Below are 19320 nucleotides of genomic sequence, written 5' to 3' on the forward strand. Positions count from 1 at the left end.
CCCAAGGCTGGGCCGATGCGGAACGGATGTGGGAGGGACGGAAGGCGCGCAACGAAAGCCGCCGAGCCCAGATCGCACGCCTTCAAAACGAGATGGAGGATGAGCGGTAGCGCAGTGTCGATACCGAGTAAGTGGCCGTATCAGTATAGCCGTATACACCTATACTGATACGGTTTTGGCTTAAAAGTGAGTTTTGGGGTAGCGCCTCACCTTTGCGCGGCTGGCGTACTGAAATCCACCAGCACGGGCAGCTCGGGTATCCCGCCACGCAGCTTGGCGCGCCGCACGATGCTGTGCTGATCGATCAGGTTCTGTGCGTCGCGCTTGCCGCTGGACGTTTTCGGGAACCAGTGGAGTGCCACCCGCTCGACCTTGCGCCCGTTCTTGATCGGCGTGAAATCGACATAGAAGGGGCAGAGCTTGTTGATTTCCTCAACGGCAACCTTGAGGCAGTATTTGTTCAGATCGGCAAAGCGTTCGAGCTTGCCCTCGGGGACGTTGAGCAAACCGCGCAGCTCCTCAATCGTGAACTCCTCTTTCTGCTTGTATTCGAGGCCGATACGTCGCTCGATCATCTCATAGAGGCAGAGGGCGTACTTCGACTCGAAGCAATACATCACCTGCGTCTTGAGACGGGCATAGACCTGACTGTTCCGCAGTATCTCGATCAGCTCCTCCGGGATGCGGTAGTGAAGGAAGCCGTCCTTTTCGAGGCTTTCATCGCTGGGGCCGAGGAGCTGAACACGGCGCTTGAAGCTCTTGCCGTCCTTGCGGATCGTGACGATCGCGATGGTGCCCATGAGACGCAGCAGCGAGCTTTCCACGCGCTCATTGCCTTGGTGCGTCCCTTTCAGTCCCGATTTCGCGATGCGATGGATGATCGGCTCGCCAATGCGCTCCCAGGCGTTGGCGATGAGCAGGTTATAGATACGACGATCGGCGAGGGTGAGGGGGCTCAGCTCGACGATATCGACCAGCTCGCCGGGCTTGACGATTTCCCCATAATTGGCGGGATCAAAGGGATTGCCGCGCCCCTTCTGGGCCAGTGTGCGGAACGACATATCGACCACGGCAGGTTGCGACATAGACTTGACCAACGGTGAGCAAGAGGGACTTATCGCCTCACCTTAAACGCGAAAAGTGAGCCAGGCAAATGATCCGGCTCCCCGATGGAACGGTGAGGGGCTACCCCAAAACTCACCGTCACTCCCGACACTGCCGGCCAGCTACCCCAATGCTCACCGCAACCGGCCCGAACACTCACTTTTACCGGCCCCAAAGCTCACCGCACGCTACCCCGAAACTCACGCGAATCGACCCTAAAGCTCACCGTTAGGCCCGATTTTCCGCAGAAATCCGGGCCTTCCAGCACCCTGAATCTTGAATCAGAAGAATTAGAGAATCTGAACGGCGAAAAGTGAGCTTTGGGGTAGGCCGGCCTGTGGATAACCAAGAGAAACAGATAGTGAGGAATCGGCCTAACGGCCGATACGTTTTTGCCGCGTGCCGGCTACGCCGTCACCAGAGCGGCGCAAGCGCCGCAGGCTATGCGAGAAGAAGAAGGGCAGCCGGGGGCCTGATTACACGCCAGAGCCGCACAGAAGCGCTGTGAGAGCGGGAGAAGGGCTTTCCGGGACAAGACCGGGTACCGGACGCAGCGCAGGCCACCAGCGGCGCTTAAACCGCGATGCCAGCGACGCTTGTGGTGTTCAGTTCGGGTCAGCGTCGGCTGCTACCCTCAAACGGTGAGGAGCTACCCCAAAACTCACCTTTCACGGCAGGCAGGTGGAGACGTCTGCGCCGTATACGCGTATACAGGGGGCAGCGATTAGGGTGGCCTTCTGCGGCAGGATCAATCGGTCGCCGAAAGCACGAATCTTGCCCCCAAATTTTATGGATCAGAAGGGCCACCACTGTGGTCGCGCCGACTAGCAAGCGGATTTCGGATGTTCTTCGTGCTTTCGACGACCTTTCAGCCCGGATCGTAGAGGCCGGCAAATTCGCGCTCGGCGTAATAGCGGATTTTGCCGACTACGAGAGGGACCTGGCCCTGCCGCAACAGTAACAGGCTGTCTGAGTCCATCCGCATTATTTCATCGGGCGTCGCTAGCCGGCGCGCCGCAACGTGGCTGCTGGAGCTTTCGGAATATGTGCCGCTGCTGAATACGCTTCCCGGGCCGGACGAGCCGAAAGTGGTATATTCGATCGTGGTGTCGCCGATCGTCTTCGAGAGCATATCGGCCGTAGCGTGATCGTTGACGCCGAACGTTTGGATCACGCCGGCATTGGACATGAACGTGCCGGCACGTTCGCCATAGGTGGCCTTAAGCTGATGCATGTCCTGGAGGATCGGCCAGAGCTGCATCCCGTAGCCTGCCATCAGACCCATCGCCCGCTCCACCGGCTCCAATCGGCCGAGTGCGGCAAATTCGTCCAGCAGGAATAGCACGGGCTTATCGGGACGGGCAGGGGAGCGCGCCATATCGGTAACGGCCTGCGCAACCAGTAGGCGCAGCCAGCGCGCGTAAGTGTCAAGCCGATCGGGCGGTAGGCAGAGGAACACCGTCGCGGGGCGCTCCTTCAAATCGGCGAAACGAAAATCGGACGTGGACGTGCTGTCCACGATACGCGGACTGTCGAGAAAGTGGGTGTGACGCTGAGCCGAAGACAGCACGCCCGCGGCTTCGCGGTCGGACTTGCCGAGCTGACGATTGGCAGAGCGGGCGATCAGGCCGCGCGCGCCGCTGCTGGCCTGCATGTCGACGAGCAGCGCAGCGAAGCGGACCGGATCGCGGGTGAGCTTGTCGCGGACGGTAGCGAGCGTCACTAGGGCTGGGGGTTCGTGAATGACGGTGTGCAGGATGATGCCGGCGATCAGCGCCTTGGCCTCCTCATTCCAGTGCGCCTCGCCGCCCTGACCGGGTGCGTCATGGACCAGCGCGTCGGCGACCGTCTGCGCATCTTCCGCGAGGTCAGGGCTGACAGCATCGAGCCACGCCAGCGGATTGTAGCGGGCTGCAGGACGCCCGGAGACGCCGAAAGGGTCCAGGCACCACACATCGCCCTTCCTGGCCCGCGTGCGAGCCGTGACGCGGGCATTTTCACCTTTAGGGTCGATGCATATCACCGAGCGGTCGAGCAGCAGAAGGTTGGGGATAATTGTGCCGACGCCCTTGCCCGATCGCGTGGGCGCCATCGTCAGTAGGTGCGCAGGTCCGTCGTAGTGCAACAGCTTATTCGACTTTCCCGAGCGGCCGATGATTAGGTCGCCCGCACCTTCTAGCTCCCGCAAATCCTTGCGGTCGCCGAAGCGGGCCGAACCCATCAGTGTATTGCCGCGGTTGCCGCCGCGGCGATTGAACTTCCAGATCGCGAATAGCGTCAGGCCCGTCAGCAGGAACGGAACATCGGTCGCGATTTCACCGACGCCGAAGATCCCCTTGAGCCAGGAATTGCTCGCCATCAGCACCACGAAGGCGATGAACAGCGCCAATAGCGGTCCGATGCGCGCCGGCATCAGCAGCTCGCACCGGCAGGCGTGATCGCCAGCGCCGGATCGGCATCGGGATGGCCGAGCAGCTTGAGGAGAATTTGCGTGGCGAGGGGAGGGGGCACGCGTTCGTCGCGCAGCATGTCGAACAGCGCGTCATCCTCGGCAGATAGGGCCATGCCTTCGATCGCGAGGTTGGCGCGGGAATCCTCGTCGTCCTCGCGCCACATCGCGGCGTCGGCTAGGCTGCCCCGCACATAGTCGAGCGCGCGGACTTCGGCGCGGATCGCTTCAATGTTCAGCCCGGTCATTCCACCTTCTCCGCTTCCGCGTCGAACGCACGTCTGCCGCGGCGCTTCCACAACGCCAGCATATCGACGGCATCATCACCGCGCGCACGTCCGGCGATATCAAGCAGCGCGCCGTAGAGCGTGGCGCGATCGTCGTCTGCCAGCTCGACCAGCCCGGCTTTCTGGACCAGCCCGCCCAGCTCAATCAGGTGGCGTGTTCTTTCGCGACGTTGCACGACCCAACCCCTGCTATCCGTTCGCCGCTCCGCCGCTTCCGCCCGCAGCGTCGCCGCCCGGTTCAGTCGCAACGCCCGATCCGTCGATCGCAGCAGCGCCGCCACCTTTGCGCCCGCGCCGTTGAAAGAAGGCCGCGCCCTTCGCGCGCCATGCCTCCTTCGCGCTCGCATCCTTCGACCCGATCGCATCCAGCAGCACGCCGGCAAGCGTTTCCGCATCAAGTGCATCAGCCCCGGTCGCTGTGACGAGCTGGCCGAGCTGTTCGACCCGCTTGGCCTTGAGCGCCCGGGCCTTGTCGCCAAGCGCCTTCAACTCGGCATCGTAATCACGAACCTTCCGCATGGCCTTACCTTTCCGCGTATCGGTCAGAAGCATCCTAGCGCGTCCAGCACATGGGTAAAGCCGGAACGATCACAAAGACGCACCAAGTCAGTCAGGAGATGCGCAGCAGATCATGAGTGCGCGCTTATACGTCGTTGCCGACGTGCGCTAAGTAAGGCAGTATCCGGAGCGTCATGGCGATCTACCATTTTTCCGCCAAGGTCGTAAGCCGCGCGAACGGGTCGAGTGCCGTCGCGAGCGCTGCCTATCGTTCGGCATCCGAGCTGCACGACGATCGGCTCGGGCGCGATCATGATTTCAGCAACAAGGCGGGCGTCATCCACTCCGAGGTGATGTTGCCGGAGGGTGCGCCGGAGCGTTTAAACGATCGCTCGACCCTGTGGAACGAGGTGGAGGCAGGGGAGAAGCGCAAGGATGCGCAGCTTGCCCGCGAGGTGGAGTTTTCGATTCCACGCGAGATGAACGAGAAGCAGGGCGTCCAGCTTGCCCGCGATTTCGTGAAGAAGCAGTTTGTCGATCGCGGCATGGTCGCGGACCTGAATGTGCATTGGGACAAGGCGAAGGACGGCACCCCGAAGCCGCACGCGCATGTGATGATGGCCATGCGCGACGTAGGCCCGGAAGGGTTCGGCAAGAAGAACCGTGACTGGAACGGCACCGAGCTGTTGAAGGAATGGCGCGAGGCATGGGCCGCGCACGTCAACGAGCGCATGGCCGATCTGGGTCTGGAAGGCCGGATCGATCACCGTTCCTATGAGGCGCAGGGGATCGGGCTGGAGCCGCAGCACAAGATCGGCCCCGCCGCGTCCCGGCGACCGGAGCAGGGACTTGAGGCCGAGCGGATCGAGGATCACGCGCGCATCGCTCGCGAGAACGGCGAGAAGATCATCGCCGATCCGGGAATCGCGCTGGACGCCATCACGCGCAGCCAGGCGACGTTCACCACCCGCGACCTTGCGACCTTCGCGTTCCGGCATAGTGACGGCAAGGAGCAGTTCGACCAGGTGATGGGGGCGGTGCGCGCCAGCCCCGAGCTGGTCGCGCTGGGCAAGGACGGGCGCGACCAGGAGCGGTTCACGTCCCGCGACATGATCGCGACGGAAGCCCGGCTTGAGCGTGCCGGCGACGAGCTGGCGGGTCGCGCCGGGCATGGCGTCGCCGATCGGCACAGTGACGCCGCGATCGGCGCGGCCGAGGGCAGGGGGCTTGTCCTTTCGGCCGAGCAGCGCGACGCCTTCGATCATGTGACCGGCAGCGCCGGGCTGGCGTCCGTCGTCGGCTACGCCGGCAGCGGCAAGTCGGCGATGCTTGGCGTCGCGCGCGAGGCGTGGGAGCGGGAGGGCTACACGGTGCGCGGCGCGGCCTTGTCCGGCATCGCGGCGGAGAACCTTGGGGGCGGGTCCGGCATCACGTCGCGGACGATCGCCAGCCTCGAACACGCATGGGGGCAGGGGCGCGAGCAGCTAGGTCCCAGGGACGTGCTGGTCCTGGACGAGGCTGGCATGATCGGCACGCGCCAGATGGAGCGTGTGCTTGGTCAGGCCCGCGACGCCGGTGCCAAGGTCGTCATGGTAGGCGACCCCGAGCAGTTGCAGGCGATCGAGGCCGGCGCGGCGTTCCGCAGCGTCACCGAGCGGCACGGCGCGGCCGAGATCACCGAGATCAGGCGGCAGCGCGAGGACTGGCAGCGCGACGCGACGCGTGCGCTCGCGACGGGGCGCACCGGCGAGGCGATCCACGCCTATGACGCCAAGGGCATGGTCCACGCGGCCGACACGCGCGAGCAGGCGCGGGGCGAGCTGGTGGACGGTTGGGATCGCGCGCGTCAGGCCGAGCCGGGCAAATCCCGCGTCATCCTCACCCATACCAACGCCGAGGTCCGCGAGCTGAACGAGGAAGCGCGCGGGCGACTTCGCGCGACCGGCGACCTTGGCGGCGATGTGACGTTCAGCGCCGACCGGGGATCGCGCCAGTTCGCGAGCGGCGACCGCCTGATGTTCCTTCGGAACGAGCGGTCGCTGGGAGTGAAGAACGGCACGCTCGGCACGATCGAGCAGGTGACGCCGGAGGGCATGACCGTTCGGCTCGACGGGGGCCGTCAGGTCGCGTTCGACGCGAAGGACTACGCCCATGTCGATCATGGCTACGCCGCCACGTTCCACAAATCGCAGGGCGTGACGGTCGATCGCGCGCACATCCTCGCTACCCCCGGCATGGACCGGCACAGCGCCTATGTCGGCATGTCGCGGCATCGCGACAACGTGCAGCTCCATTATGGCCGCGACGACTTCGCCGATCAGCGTCAGCTCGTCAGCGCCCTGTCGCGCGACCGCGGCAAGGACATGGCCGGCGACTATGCGCCGACACGCGGCGAGCAGGACCATGCCCGCGCGTTCGCCGATCGGCGCGAGATCCGGTTCCCGGAACTCGCGCGCCAGGTGGTCGAGAAGGTGCGCGACAAGGCGCGGGGCATGTTCGCGGGGTTCAAACCGAAGCCCGCGATGGAAAAGGCACCGGCAACCGAAAGGGGCGGGGCAGCGATCGGTAACGACCGTCCCGACCAGGCCAGGGCGATCGGACACTATGCCCGTGCCGCCGGCGATATCGCCCGGCAGACGGCCAGGGACTTGCCCGTGCTACCCTATCAGGAAGACGCGCTGCGCAAGGCGGGCGCGGCGCTGGACGCTGCCCGGCCCGATGCCGCGCGCGATCTCTCCGCGGCGTTCCGGCGCGATCCCTCGCTGATCGAGCAGGCATCGGGCGGCAATACGGGGGGTGCGGCGCGCGCGATGGCCGAGGAGCAGCGTATCCGGCTTGATCCGGACGCGCGCGCCGATCGGTTCGTGACGGGCTGGCAGGCGATGCAGCGCCAGCGTGCCGGCCTGGAACGGGCCGGCGACCATGAGGGCGCCGAGAAGACGCGCGGGCGTATGGCGCAGGCGGCGGGCGGGCTGGCCCGCGATCCGCAGCTTGAATCCGCGCTGCGCCGTCGTGCGCCCGAGCTGGAAATCAGGATCGAGCGTGAGCGGTCGATCGGCGATGCGCTAGCGCGATCGGTCGGGCCGGCGATCGACCGTGACAGGGGCATGAGCCGCTAGAGTTCGTGCTTTCGGATACGAGAAGGAGGCGGGATGGACGAGGAAGATCACGAACGGGATGCCGCGGCCGAAGCGTTCGAGGGCGTGCGCGGCGAGCTGGCGTTGCTCAGGCGCGCGATCGAGGGGATCGCGGCGCGCGACGATCGACCTGAACCGCCCGATTATGGCGAGACGCTGGGCCAGATCACGAAGCTGGCGAACGCCACCTTCCAGCGCGCCGAGTTCATGCGGAAGGCGATCGAGGAGGAAGCGGTCGCCCGCCAGGTCGCCAACCGGATCGCCGGTGCTGTCGCCGAGGACCGGCAGGCGGTGAAGAGCGCAGCCGGCGAGCTGCGTGACGCGACGCGCGCTTTGCAGGGCGTCACCGTGTCGGCGCGGCGCGGCGACGAGCAGAACAAGTGGCTGGGCGTGTCGGCGATCGGCGGGATCGTCGTCGGCATGATCGTATGGGCAGTGTTCGCCGGCATCGTGGCGAGTTCAGTGCCGACAGGCTGGCAATGGCCGGAGCGGATGGCGGCGCGCACGCTCGACATGCCGATGTGGGAAGGCGGGCAGCGCATGATGCGGACCGCAGCGCCGGATGCCTTCGCCAATATCGCCGCGGGCGATCGGATCGTCACCGCCAACCGCACAGCAGTCGAGCGGTGTCAGCGCGCGGCAACCAAAACCGGGAAGCCGGTTCAATGTACTATCAGGATCGAGAGCGCGCGCGCTCAGCGCTGAAAACCGGAGGCTGTGCCACGTGGCACAGCTTACGATGCGGCGGATAAACCAAGGGCCGCCCTTTCGGACGGCCCCGGCGTGTTAGTTCCCTTACGGGAAACGGACACTTCCAAAGAAAGGCCGCGAGTATCTTCTATCTAGCAAACTACGCGAGAAAGGACAACCATGATGCACATGCGTGGTCAATCGTGAGAGTTTGAACGCGAACCTGGCGAACGACCCTCCTGCCGACCCTACCTTGCCTCCGCGTTAAACTCGCCGTTGATGAAGCTCCCTCGTTCGACCTTCCCGTTTAGCTTGCGGATCATCACGTCGGGATTGTCGCTGTCGAGCGAGTAGAGGGGTACGTCTTTTTTAGCGTAAAGACGGACGCCGGCTTTAGCCAAACGTTTCGTTACCCGTTCGAGCGCTTGCGTGCTGACCTTCACGTTGTGCTGGACCATCGCCTTGGAGGGCGGGGGAGCCGTGACTATCACATCGCCGAACCGCGTCTTGCAGGTCTTTGCCCTGTGTGCGCCGAGCTGAATGATCGTATTGATCGCCATCTCCTGTCCTCTTGCGGCTAGGTTCGATTGACCACCAAGATAACGTCTATGGCTCCGCTCGGCTATCTATCGAGTTGGCCGCTATCCTTCGCGGGCAGTTGCGATGCTCGAGAGATCGGTCGCCGTGTCGATCGGTACGCCCGCTTCCTTGCGTTCGGAATAGCGGTCGACGAGTTGGGCGGCGTGCGGGCGCATCAGCACCGTGAACCGCACCAGCTCCTCCATCACGTCGACGATCCGATCATAGTAGCTGGACGGCTTCATCCGCCCGGCGTCGTCGAACTCGTTGAACGCCTTGGCGACGCTCGACTGGTTCGGAATCGTCACCATTCGCATCCAGCGACCCAGCACGCGCAGCGTGTTGACGCTGTTAAACGACTGCGATCCGGCCGACACCTGCATGACCGCCAGCGTTCGCCCTTGCGTCGGGCGCATCCCGCCCATCGACAGCGGCAGATGGTCGATCTGCAGCTTCATGATGCCAGTGATCTGGCCGTGACGTTCCGGGCTGCACCACACCTGACCCTCCGACCATAAAGACAGCTCACGCAGCTCGTGGACGGCTGGATGGTCGTCGCCGGCATGTTGGTCGGGCAGCGGCAGGGTCGATGGATCGAAGATGCGTGTCTCGCACCCGAAGAAGCGGAGCAGGCGCGCCGCTTCCTCGACACACAGCCGGGAAAAGGACCGTTCGCGCAGCGAACCATAGAGCAGAAGGATACGCGGTGCGGAATCGAGCGGGCCAAGCCCCAGCGCCGGCCGCTGTATGACATAGGCGGGATCGAGCGACGGCAGGGTATCGGGATCGGCGAGTGTGCGGAGCGGCATCAGAGAGCTTTCACGAGATAGACGGCCGATGCCGGGCATAGCGCGGTAAACTCGCGCGATGCGGCCACGGCCGCGGGGGCCGCGCCGCGGTCGGCGTCGGCATAGCCGAGCGCCCGGAAAAACGGCGCGGCCGTCGTCGTCAGCAGATGCAGGCGCTCCACCCCGAGGTCGCGCGCCTGTTGCTCGAGGGTGGCTACCAATGCCCGCCCTAGGCCATGCCCCCGACGATCGGCGAGGATGACGATCGAGCGGAGCAGGCGGTCGGCCCCCTCCCCCTCCAGGCCGCCATAGCCGACGAGGCTATCAGCCTCGAACCGGAAGAACAGGCGGCCGGGAGCGGCGAGATCGGCGCTTGGCAGGCTGGCGGCATCGAGGAACCATGCCAGCCCGGCCAGCTCGGCGGGTTCGAGCGCCGTGATGGTCAGTCCCGTCACGCGAGGCTGATCCGGATCGCGAGCGCCGCGAGCGTGACGAGCAGCACCGGCACGGTTAGCGTGACGCCAACCCGAAAGTAATAGCCCCATCCGATCCGAACGCCCTTCTGCCCGAGGACGTGGAGCCAGAGCAGCGTCGCGAGCGACCCGATCGGCGTCAGCTTGGGGCCGAGATCACAGCCGATCACATTAGCGTAGATCATCGCTTCCTTGATCGCGCCCGTGGCGTGGGTGGCGTCGATCGAGAGTGCGCCCACCAGCACGGTCGGCATGTTGTTCATCACCGACGACAGGACGGCCGCGATCACGCCCGTACCCAGCGCCGCGCCCCACACGCCGCCTTGCGCCGTGCGATCCAGCAGCGCTGCCAGATGGTCCGTCAGGCCAGCGTTCCGCAGGCCATAGACGACGAGATACATGCCGAGCGAGAAGATCACGACCTGCCAGGGCGCGCCGCGCAACACCTTGCCGGTCTGGATCACATGGCCCCGCCCCGCGATCACCAACAGCAGGATCGCGCCGGCTGCGGCCACGGCGCTGACCGGCACGCCGAGCGGTTCGAGCAGGAAGAAACCGGCGAGCAGCAGCGCCAGCACGATCCATCCGGCGCGGAAGGTCGCGGCATCGCGGATCGCGTCGCGCGGCGCGCGCAGCGCCCCCACGTCATAGTCTGCCGGTATGTCGCGCCGGAAGAACAGCAGCAGCGCCCCCAGCGTGGCGGCGATCGACACGAGGTCGACCGGCACCATCACGGCCGCGTATTCGCCGAAGCCGACGTGAAAGAAGTCGGCCGACACGATGTTGACGAGGTTCGAGACGACCAGCGGCAGGCTGGCGGTGTCGGCGATGAACCCCGCCGCCATGACGAACGCCAGCGTCGCCTTGTCCTTGAACCCCAGCGCCCGCAGCATGGCGATGACGATCGGCGTCAGGATCAGCGCCGCACCGTCGTTGGCGAACAGCGCGGACACCGCCGCGCCGAGCAGCACGATCAGGACGAACAGCCGGCGACCATGCCCCCTGCCCCAGCGGGCAACGTGGAGCGCCGCCCATTCGAAGAACCCGGCTTCATCAAGCAGCAGGCTGATGACGATGATCGCGACGAACGCGGCGGTCGCGTTCCAGACGATGCCCCACACCACCGGCACGTCGGACAGCGTGACGACGCCCGCAAGCAGCGCCACGACGGCCCCGCCCATCGCACTCCACCCGATGCCGAGGCCCTTGGGTTGCCAGATGACGAGCGCGATCGTGGCGACGAAGATCAGGACGGCAAGGAGCATCAGGCGACGCGCTGGCCCGAAGCATCGACCACTTGCTCGCCGTCCTCCTTCGCGAATGCGCCGAGCTGATCGCTCGGCAGGAGATCCAGTACGGCTTCGGACGGCCGGCACAGCTTCACGCCGAGCGGCGAGACGACCAGCGGGCGGTTGATGAGGATCGGATGCGCCATCATCGCATCGACCAGCGCGTCGTCAGGCAACGACGTGTCGCCCAGGCCCAGCTCCGCATAGGGCGTCCCTTTCTCGCGCAGCAGATCGCGGGGCGTCATGCCGGCGCGGTCGATCAGCTCGACCAGCAGCGCGCGCGCCGGAGGGGTTTTCAGATATTCGACCACATGCGGCTCGATGCCGGCATTGCGGATCATCGCCAGCGTGTTGCGCGACGTGCCGCACTCGGGATTGTGGTAGATGACGATATCGACGGCCACGGGGCGTCCTTTCAGCAGCAGGGGGTGAGTTCGGCGACAAGGGGCGCGCACAGCTCGGCATTGCCGGCGCAGCAATCCTTGACGAGGAACAGCGTCAGCGCGCGCAGGCCGTCCAGGTCGGCGCGGTAGATGATCGAGCGGCTATGCCGTTCGGAGTGGACCAGACCGGCGCGCGCGAGGATGCCGAGATGCGCCGACATGGTGTTTTGCGGCACGTCGAGCTGACGCGCGATATCGCCTGCGGCCATGCCGTCCGGCTCGTGTCGCACCAGCAACCGGAACACGTCGAGGCGCGTGCTCTGCGCAAGTGCGCCTAGCGCAACGATAGCTGAGTCGTTTTCCATGTATCCAGCATAGTGGATATACGGAGTTTGTCTAATGCTGTCTCCGCGCCGGCTTCACTAAACGCTTGGAGCCAGGGCTTCGATGATCCGGCAGTCGGCGACGGTGTTGCGGCTACAGGAATCGATCAGCGCATCCAGCTCGCTGGCCAACGCCGTCAGGTCGGCAATTTTGCGGGTGATCGCATCGCGGTGCTGGTTGGCGATGACGTCGACAGCCATGCAGGATTGGTCGCGCCGGTCGGCAAGCCCCATCAATTCCCGCACCTGGTCGATCGAGAAGCCAAGATCGCGCGCGCGCCGGATGAACGACAGGCGGCGAAGATGCGCGGCGTCATAGGTCCGGTAGTTCGCAGCCGAGCGCGCCGGTGCCGGGAGCAAGCCGATCTGCTCGTAATAGCGGATCGTCTCGACCTTGGTGCCGGTCGCCCCGGCTAGTTTTCCGATCGTCAGTTGGCCGGACATGGCGCTTGACCCTCTAGTGACTAGAGGGTGCATATAGGCTGCCGGATCGATTCTATCGAGGGGCGGAAACATGGCCTGCACGAGCTGCGCGTCCGACAAGGCGGGCACTTTCAATGACCCCAAATGGCGGCGCGCGCTGTGGATTGCGCTTGCGATCAACGGCGCCATGTTCGGCGTCGAGATCGTCGCCGGTATCACTGGCGGATCGAAGGCGCTCCAGGCCGACGCGCTCGACTTCTTCGGCGACACCGCGAATTACGCGATCAGCCTTGGCGTCGCGGGAATGGCGATAGCGTGGCGCGCCCGTGCGGCCATCTTGAAGGGGGCGACCCTCGCGCTGCTCGGCCTCTATGTTCTCGCCGCTGCGGGCTGGGCGGCCGTCCACGGCGCCGCGCCCCACGCCGAGGTGATGGGGATCGTTGGCATCGCCGCGCTGATCGCAAACCTTGTGGTGGCGGTGATGCTCTACCGCTTCCGTGAGGGCGACGCGAACATGCGATCGGTCTGGATCTGCTCGCGCAACGACGCGATCGGCAACATCGCCGTCGTCCTGGCCGCAGGCGGCGTCTTCGGCCTGAACAGTGCCTGGCCCGATCTTGTCGTCGCGGCGCTGATGGCCGCGCTGGGATTGTCGGGCGGCATCCAGATCATGCGGCAGGCCCGTGCCGAGCTGCGGTCCTTCCCGCCTTCCGCGCCCGTCGATTTCCAGGGATCGTTACATGGCAGCCGGTAAACTGCTACGGGCAGGGTCGATGCACCGTTTGTCGGCCCTTTTCCTCTGTCTGATGCTCGTGCTGTCGCTCGGGTTCGGATCGGTCGCGCACGCGGCCGAGGGGCCGGGCGTCGAGGTGTCTAAGGTGACATCGATCGGCCATGCCGATGGCGATGGCGATCAGGTGCCGGCCGATAGCCAGAAGGGCTATCCACATCATCATGGTGGATGCCACGGCCACGATATCGGGGTGCCGATGGCACCCGATCCCGTTGGGTCCGTCACCGGACTGCGCGTGGCCTTGTCAGTATGGGACAAGGGTCCGATGCCGCGCGCGCCTTCGGACCCGGCGCTGCGACCGCCCCAAGCCTGACCGACGTCTAAGCTCCGCCGGGCATTCCCGCGCGGAATCCAGCGTTCGTCAGGAGTCCGTTACCCATGCAGCGTTTTATCGCGGCCCTTTTGGCCGTGGCGTCGTGCGCGTCGATCGCGCACGCGCAATCATCCGGACCGGCATCGACCAGTCCCCCGCTCACGCTCGAGCGCGCGCTGGCGCTTGCCGGCACAGCCGCGCCGACGCTCGAGGCAGCGACAGCGGGGGTGCGGGCGGCCGAGGCCGGTCGCACCGTTGCCGGCTACCGGCCCAACCCGTCGATCGTCGCCGAAACCGAGAACATCGCCGGCAGCGGCCAGTACCGCGGCGTGCGCAGCGCCGAGACGACGGCGGGGCTGGCGTTTCCGATCGAACTGGGGGGCAAGCGCTCGGCGCGGATCGCCGTCGCGGACGCGATCGGCAACCGCGCCCGGATCGGCTCAGCCTTGGCCGAGGCCGATCTTCGCCTTGCCGTGACCCAGCTCTACATCGAGGCGACGGCGGCCGAGCGCCGCCTTGCGACCGCGCGCGAGCAAGCCGGCATCGCTCGCGAGGCATTGCGTGCGGCCGGGGTTCGCGTGCAGGCCGGGCGTGCTTCACCACTCGAGCAGCAGCGCGCGGACGTGCTGCGCATCAACGCCGAGACCGCCGTGGAGCGCGCGCAGCGCCTTGCCGACGTCGCTCGCGACAATCTGGCGCGCCGGATCGGCCAACCCGTCACGGGCGCGCTCGACATGGCATGGTACGATCGTATCGAGGGGTTCGGTCCAGCGAGACGGATCGAACCCGCGGGCACACTCGCACTGGCAGCAGCGCGCGCCGACGTAACCACAGCCGATGCACAGGTCAGGCTTGCCCGCTCGCAGCGCATTCCCGACGTGACGCTTAGCGCCAGCGCACGCCGTCTCGAGGCAACGAACGACGTCGCCGCGGTCTTCGGCGTGTCGATCCCCTTCCCCCTCTTCAACAACGGTCGCGCGAGCGTGACGCAGGCCCGTGCGCAGAGCGATCAGGCGCAGGCGCTGCAGCGTGCGGCCGAACTGGACACCGCGCAGGACATCGCCCGCGCTCAGGTCGAGGTTGCGAACGCGGCCACGTCCGCCCGCAACGCGAGCGGGCCGGCGCTCGCGTCGGCGACCGAGGCCGCGCGCATCGCGCGGATCGGCTACCGCGAGGGCAAGTTCGGGCAGCTCGACCTTCTCGATGCCGAACGCACCCTTTCCGAGACGCGCACCGCCGCGATCGACGCGCTCGCCACCTATCATGACGCCAAGGCACGCTTGGAACGGCTCGTTGCCGCGGCGCCCTCGCTTGAGGAAATCGACCGATGAAGAAGAACATCGTGCGGGCGCTCGCGCCCGTGACACTGGCGATCCTCCTGGCCGGGTGCGGCAAGGGCGGTAGCGAGGCGGGCGGCAATGCCGGCGCCGAGAAGACGGAGGCGGCCGAAGGTGCCGAGGGCAAGGAAGCCCCCAAGGATATCGTTACCCTGTCCGCCCAGCAGATTGCGGACGCCGGCATCGAAGTCACGCGTCCGACCATAGGCGGCGAAGCCGGCGCGATCGAACTGTCGGCGACGATCGAGGGCGACCCGCAGGGCGTCCAGGTGGTGTCGGCAGCGGTCGGGGGGCGGCTCGTCGCGCTGACCCGCAATCTCGGCCAGTCGGTCGGGCGCGGCGATCCGCTCGCGATCATCGAGAGCCGGGAGGCGGCGTCGCTCAAGGCGGAGGTGGAAGCCGCCCGTGCGCGTAGCGCCCTCGCCCAATCGAACCTACGACGCGAGCAGCGCCTGTTCGCCGAGCGCGTATCGCCGGAACAGGATCTGGTCGCCGCACGAACGGCCGCTACGGAAGCCGGCATCGCCCAGCGTCTCGCGCAGCAGCAATTGTCGGCGACCGGCAGCGGGGGCGGTGCACTCAACCGCATCGCCGTGCGCTCGCCGATCGGCGGTCAGGTCATCGCCCGTTCCGCGACGCTTGGGCAGACGGTCGCAGCCGACGCCGAGCTGTTCCGCGTCGCCAATCTCTCCAAGGTCACGGTCACGACATCGCTGGTGCCGAACGATGCGGGCCGGGTGAAGCCCGGTGCCCGCGTCGAGGTGACGGCATCCGGTAGACGTCAGGAAGGCCGTGTGACGTTCGTTTCGCCCGTGCTCGACGAGACGACCCGGCTGGTGCCGGTAATCGCGACGCTCGACAATGCCGGCAGCACGTGGCGGGTCGGCGAGACGGTCAATGTGTCGATCCTCGTGCCCGCTAGCGGGGACCGCACCGTCGCCGTGCCATCGGCCGCGGTGCAGATGATCGAGGACAAGCCGTTCGTCTTCGTCCGCACCCCGACCGGCTTCCGTGCGATGCCCGTGACCCTGGGTCGGACCAACGGCGGTCAGGTCGTCGTGGCCTCCGGCCTGACCGGTTCCGAGCGCATCGCGTCGACCAACAGCTTCACGCTCAAGGCCGAACTCGGCAAGAGCGCCGCGAAAGACGAGGACTGAGCCATGATCGGTCGCATCGTCACCCTCTCCGTCGAGAAGCGTTGGCTCGTCCTGCTTTTCACCGTTGCGGCAGCGTTGATCGGGATCGGCGCGCTGCGTCAGCTCCCGATCGACGCGGTGCCCGACATCACCAACAACCAGGTGCAGATCAACGTCGTCGCCCCTGCCCTCTCACCCGACCAGATCGAGAAGCAGGTCGCCTTCACTGTCGAAACAGCGCTCGCCGGCATTCCCGGCCTTGAATACACCCGGTCGCTCAGTCGCAACGGCTTTGCCCAGGTCACGGCGGTTTTCTCCGCCAAGACCGATATCTATTTTGCGCGTGCGCAGGTCGCGGAGCGTCTGCGCACCGCCGAGGAAGACCTGCCTCAGGGCGTAAATCCGGAGATGGGACCGATCGCGACCGGGCTCGGCGACATCTTCATGTGGACGGTCGAATATCGCGAACTCGATCAGACCCGGCACCGCAACGGCGAACCCGGCCTGCAACGCGACGGTAGCTACATCACGCCCGAAGGCGATCACCTCGTCAGCGACGCCGACAAGGCGACCTACCTGCGCACCGTGCAGGACTGGATCGTCACGCCACAGTTGAAGAGCACGGCGGGTCTCGCCGGCGTCGATTCCCTTGGCGGCTACACCAAGGAATATCTCGTCGTCCCCGACGTGCAGCGGATGGCGGCGATGCGCCTCACGCTGCAGGACCTCTCGACCGCGCTCGACCGCAACAACACGAGCGCCGGTGCGGGCGTCGTCGACCGGAACGGCGAAGGGCTTGCCGTTCGTTCCGATGGGCGCGTGCGCAATGCCGACGAGCTGGCCCGGACCGTTGTCGCCACCCGCGAGGGCGTACCGATCCTGCTCAACCAGATCGCGACCGTTCGTACCGGGCAGGCGCTCCGCATGGGCTCGGCATCCGAAAACGGTCATGAGGTCGTGGTCGGGACCGCGGTCATGCGGATCGGTGAGAACAGTCGCACCGTGTCGACGGGCGTCGCCGAGCGGCTGACGCAGATCGGTCGTTCGCTGCCGGTCGACGTGGTGGTGAAGCCGGTCATGAACCGGACCGAGCTGGTGAACTCCACCATTTCCACGGTTGCCCGCAACCTCGCCGAAGGCGCGGTGCTGGTCATCGTCGTCCTGTTCGCGCTGCTCGGCAATTTCCGGGCGGCGCTGATCGCCGCGTTCGTCATCCCGATCACGATGCTGCTCACCAGCATCGGCATGTTGGAAGCCGGCGTGTCCGCCAATCTGATGAGTCTCGGCGCGCTCGACTTCGGTCTGATCGTCGACGGTGCGGTCATCATCGTCGAGAACGCGCTGCGCCGCCTTGCCGAGGCGCAGCATGACCGTGAGGGCGAGCTGACGATGCAACAGCGGCTTGGATTGGTCGCTGCGTCCGCCCGCGAGATGATCCGCCCGTCGGTCTACGGGCAGGCGATCATCATCCTCGTCTATGCGCCGCTCCTCACCTTCACCGGCGTCGAGGGCAAGATGTTCGAGCCGATGGCGCTGACCGTCATCATCGCGCTCGTCTTCGCCTTCATCCTGTCGCTGACCTTCGTGCCCGCGGCCATCGCCATCTGGCTGAGCAAGCGGGTGGAGGAGAAGGAAAGCCGGGTCGTGGCGTTCCTGCGGCAACGCTACGAACCGGGCCTCGACGCTGCCATGCGCCGTCCGAGCCTAACGATCGGCGTCGCGATCGGCGCGCTGGCGCTCGCCGGCGTCGCCTTCACCACCTTGGGGCAGGAGTTCCTGCCCCAGCTCGACGAGGGCAACATCCTCGTCCAGGCAGTCCGTATCCCCGGCACGTCGGTCGACCAGAGCCAGGCCATGCAGTTTCAGGTCGAAAAGGCGCTCGCCAAGGCGCCTGAGGTCCGGTTCGCCTTCTCGCGCACCGGCACGTCGGAAATCGCGTCCGACCCGATGCCGGCGAACGCAACCGACACGTTCGTTATCCTGAAACCCAAGAAGGAATGGCCGGACCCCGGTTTGTCCAAGGAGGCGCTGGTCGAGCGGCTGGAAAAGCGTCTCTCCACTCTGCCGGGCAATGCTTACGAGATCACCCAGCCGATCCAGATGCGGTTCAACGAACTGATCGCGGGCGTGCGCGGCGACATCGCGGTCAAGGTGTTCGGCGACGACTTTGGCGAGATGAACGCGACCGCCGACCGGATCGCGAGCATCCTGCGCAAAACGCGCGGCGCGGCAGACGTGCGCGTCGAGCAGACCGAGGGGCTGCCGATGCTCGATATCCGTCCGAACCGCACCGCCATGTCGCGGGTCGGGGTGACGGCCGGTGACGTGCAGGACACCGTTGCCGCGGCGATCGGGGGCCGGCAGGCGGGCGTCATCTTCGAAGGTGATCGCCGCTTTCCCGTCGTGATCCGGATGGCGGAAAGCGCGCGGTCCAACCTGACCGCGGTCGCGCAGGTGCCTGTCCCGACCGCCAGCGGCGGTTTCGTCCCGTTGTCGACGGTCGCGGATATCGCCGTGGTCGATGGTCCCAACCAGATCAGCCGCGAGAACGGCAAACGGCGTGTCGTTGTGCAGGCGAACGTCCGCGACCGGGACGTGGCGGGCGTCGTTGCCGACGCGCGCGCCGCGATCGATGCCCAGGTGAAGCTCCCTGCCGGCACCTATCTCGAATGGGGCGGACAGTTCGAGAATCTGGCGTCAGCACGCGATCGGCTCGCGATCGTCGTGCCGATCTGTTTCGCAGTCATCATGCTGCTGCTCTACGGGGCGCTCGGCTCCGTCCGCGACGCGCTGATCGTGTTTACCGGCGTGCCCCTGGCACTGGTGGGCGGCGTGCTGGCGCTGGTGTTGCGGGGAATGCCCTTCTCCATCTCTGCGGCCGTCGGCTTCATCGCGTTGTCGGGTATCGCGGTGCTCAACGGATTGGTGATGGTGTCCTCCATCCACGACCTGATGCGCGCGGGCGTGGACCGGGCCGTGGCAGCGCACCAAGGCGCGCTTGCACGGCTTCGTCCAGTGGCGATGACCGCGCTTGTCGCGTCGCTCGGCTTCGTGCCGATGGCGCTGGGGCACGGCGCGGGGGCCGAGGTGCAGAAGCCCCTCGCGACCGTCGTTATCGGCGGTCTAATTTCGGCGACGCTGTTGACGCTGTTCGTGCTGCCGACGCTCTACGCCCGCTTCGGCGCGCGCACGCTGGCAACCCCTGCAGACGGTCATCTCGAACTCCCTGCCCTCCCCGCTGCGGCGCACTGAAAGGCA

General features: G+C 66.2%; 19 protein-coding genes. 7 read left to right on the plus strand and 12 right to left on the minus strand.

Annotated elements, in window-relative coordinates:
* Positions 1-206: 206 nt before the first annotated feature.
* The 5 genes from M9979_RS15410 to M9979_RS15430 form a co-directional block, all read right to left on the minus strand.
* On the minus strand, positions 207-1085 hold the full coding sequence (locus M9979_RS15410; protein ID WP_254290248.1) for a replication initiation protein: 879 nt from the start codon (positions 1083-1085) through the stop codon (positions 207-209).
* A gap of 887 nt (positions 1086-1972) precedes the next feature.
* Positions 1973-3517 (minus strand): type IV secretory system conjugative DNA transfer family protein, encoded by a 1545-nt coding sequence (locus M9979_RS15415; RefSeq protein WP_254290249.1) that lies wholly within the window; start codon positions 3515-3517, stop codon positions 1973-1975.
* The gene (locus tag M9979_RS15420; RefSeq protein WP_254290250.1) at positions 3517-3801 is read right to left on the minus strand and encodes a hypothetical protein; all 285 of its coding nucleotides are present in this window, start codon (positions 3799-3801) and stop codon (positions 3517-3519) included. The genes M9979_RS15415 and M9979_RS15420 overlap by 1 nt, the downstream gene beginning before the upstream one ends.
* On the minus strand, positions 3798-4016 hold the full coding sequence (locus tag M9979_RS15425; protein ID WP_254290251.1) for a conjugal transfer protein TraD: 219 nt from the start codon (positions 4014-4016) through the stop codon (positions 3798-3800). Before M9979_RS15425 ends, M9979_RS15420 begins: the two co-directional genes overlap by 4 nt.
* Positions 4017-4029: 13 nt before the next feature.
* Entirely contained in the window at positions 4030-4359 is a 330-nt protein-coding gene (locus tag M9979_RS15430; protein ID WP_254290299.1) for a conjugal transfer protein TraD, read from the minus strand.
* Positions 4360-4532: 173 nt separating this feature from the next.
* On the opposite strand from M9979_RS15430, the gene traA reads away from it, so the two are divergent.
* Both traA and M9979_RS15440 read left to right on the plus strand, forming a co-directional pair.
* On the plus strand, positions 4533-7457 hold the full coding sequence (gene traA / locus M9979_RS15435) for a Ti-type conjugative transfer relaxase TraA (RefSeq protein WP_254290252.1): 2925 nt from the start codon (positions 4533-4535) through the stop codon (positions 7455-7457).
* 33 nt (positions 7458-7490) lie between these two features.
* On the plus strand, positions 7491-8180 hold the full coding sequence (locus tag M9979_RS15440; RefSeq protein ID WP_254290253.1) for a DUF6118 family protein: 690 nt from the start codon (positions 7491-7493) through the stop codon (positions 8178-8180).
* 233 nt (positions 8181-8413) lie between these two features.
* On the opposite strand, the gene M9979_RS15445 is transcribed toward M9979_RS15440, so the two are convergent.
* The 7 genes from M9979_RS15445 to M9979_RS15475 all read right to left on the minus strand — a co-directional run bounded on the left by M9979_RS15445 (position 8414) and on the right by M9979_RS15475 (position 12504).
* Complete coding sequence (locus tag M9979_RS15445; protein WP_254290254.1) at positions 8414-8725, minus strand: hypothetical protein; 312 nt, start codon at positions 8723-8725, stop codon at positions 8414-8416.
* An 81-nt stretch (positions 8726-8806) separates the two neighbouring features.
* Complete coding sequence (gene arsH, locus M9979_RS15450) at positions 8807-9553, minus strand: arsenical resistance protein ArsH (protein ID WP_254290300.1); 747 nt, start codon at positions 9551-9553, stop codon at positions 8807-8809.
* The gene (gene arsN2, locus M9979_RS15455; protein ID WP_254290255.1) at positions 9553-9987 is read right to left on the minus strand and encodes an arsenic resistance N-acetyltransferase ArsN2; all 435 of its coding nucleotides are present in this window, start codon (positions 9985-9987) and stop codon (positions 9553-9555) included. The genes arsH and arsN2 overlap by 1 nt, the downstream gene beginning before the upstream one ends.
* Complete coding sequence (locus M9979_RS15460; protein ID WP_254290256.1) at positions 9984-11270, minus strand: arsenic transporter; 1287 nt, start codon at positions 11268-11270, stop codon at positions 9984-9986. Before M9979_RS15460 ends, arsN2 begins: the two co-directional genes overlap by 4 nt.
* Entirely contained in the window at positions 11270-11698 is a 429-nt protein-coding gene (gene arsC / locus M9979_RS15465) for an arsenate reductase (glutaredoxin) (RefSeq protein ID WP_254290257.1), read from the minus strand. The genes M9979_RS15460 and arsC overlap by 1 nt, the downstream gene beginning before the upstream one ends.
* Before the next feature lie 11 nt (positions 11699-11709).
* Positions 11710-12042 (minus strand): ArsR/SmtB family transcription factor, encoded by a 333-nt coding sequence (locus M9979_RS15470; protein WP_254290258.1) that lies wholly within the window; start codon positions 12040-12042, stop codon positions 11710-11712.
* A gap of 57 nt (positions 12043-12099) precedes the next feature.
* Entirely contained in the window at positions 12100-12504 is a 405-nt protein-coding gene (locus M9979_RS15475; RefSeq protein ID WP_254290259.1) for a MerR family transcriptional regulator, read from the minus strand.
* A 70-nt stretch (positions 12505-12574) separates the two neighbouring features.
* Here M9979_RS15475 and M9979_RS15480 point away from each other — a divergent pair, with 70 nt between their 5' ends.
* From M9979_RS15480 to M9979_RS15500, 5 genes are all read left to right on the plus strand, one after another.
* Entirely contained in the window at positions 12575-13237 is a 663-nt protein-coding gene (locus tag M9979_RS15480) for a cation efflux transmembrane domain-containing protein (RefSeq protein WP_254290260.1), read from the plus strand.
* 52 nt (positions 13238-13289) lie between these two features.
* On the plus strand, positions 13290-13589 hold the full coding sequence (locus M9979_RS15485) for a hypothetical protein (protein WP_254290261.1): 300 nt from the start codon (positions 13290-13292) through the stop codon (positions 13587-13589).
* A 65-nt stretch (positions 13590-13654) separates the two neighbouring features.
* The gene (locus M9979_RS15490; protein WP_254290262.1) at positions 13655-14920 is read left to right on the plus strand and encodes a TolC family protein; all 1266 of its coding nucleotides are present in this window, start codon (positions 13655-13657) and stop codon (positions 14918-14920) included.
* Positions 14917-16083, plus strand: coding sequence for an efflux RND transporter periplasmic adaptor subunit (locus M9979_RS15495; RefSeq protein WP_254290263.1), 1167 nt, complete (start codon positions 14917-14919; stop codon positions 16081-16083). Before M9979_RS15490 ends, M9979_RS15495 begins: the two co-directional genes overlap by 4 nt.
* 3 nt (positions 16084-16086) lie before the next feature.
* Complete coding sequence (locus tag M9979_RS15500; RefSeq protein ID WP_254290264.1) at positions 16087-19314, plus strand: efflux RND transporter permease subunit; 3228 nt, start codon at positions 16087-16089, stop codon at positions 19312-19314.
* The last annotated feature ends 6 nt before the right edge of the window (positions 19315-19320 follow it).

Source organism: Sphingomonas liriopis (assembly GCF_024211255.1).
Taxonomy (GTDB): domain Bacteria; phylum Pseudomonadota; class Alphaproteobacteria; order Sphingomonadales; family Sphingomonadaceae; genus Sphingomonas; species Sphingomonas liriopis.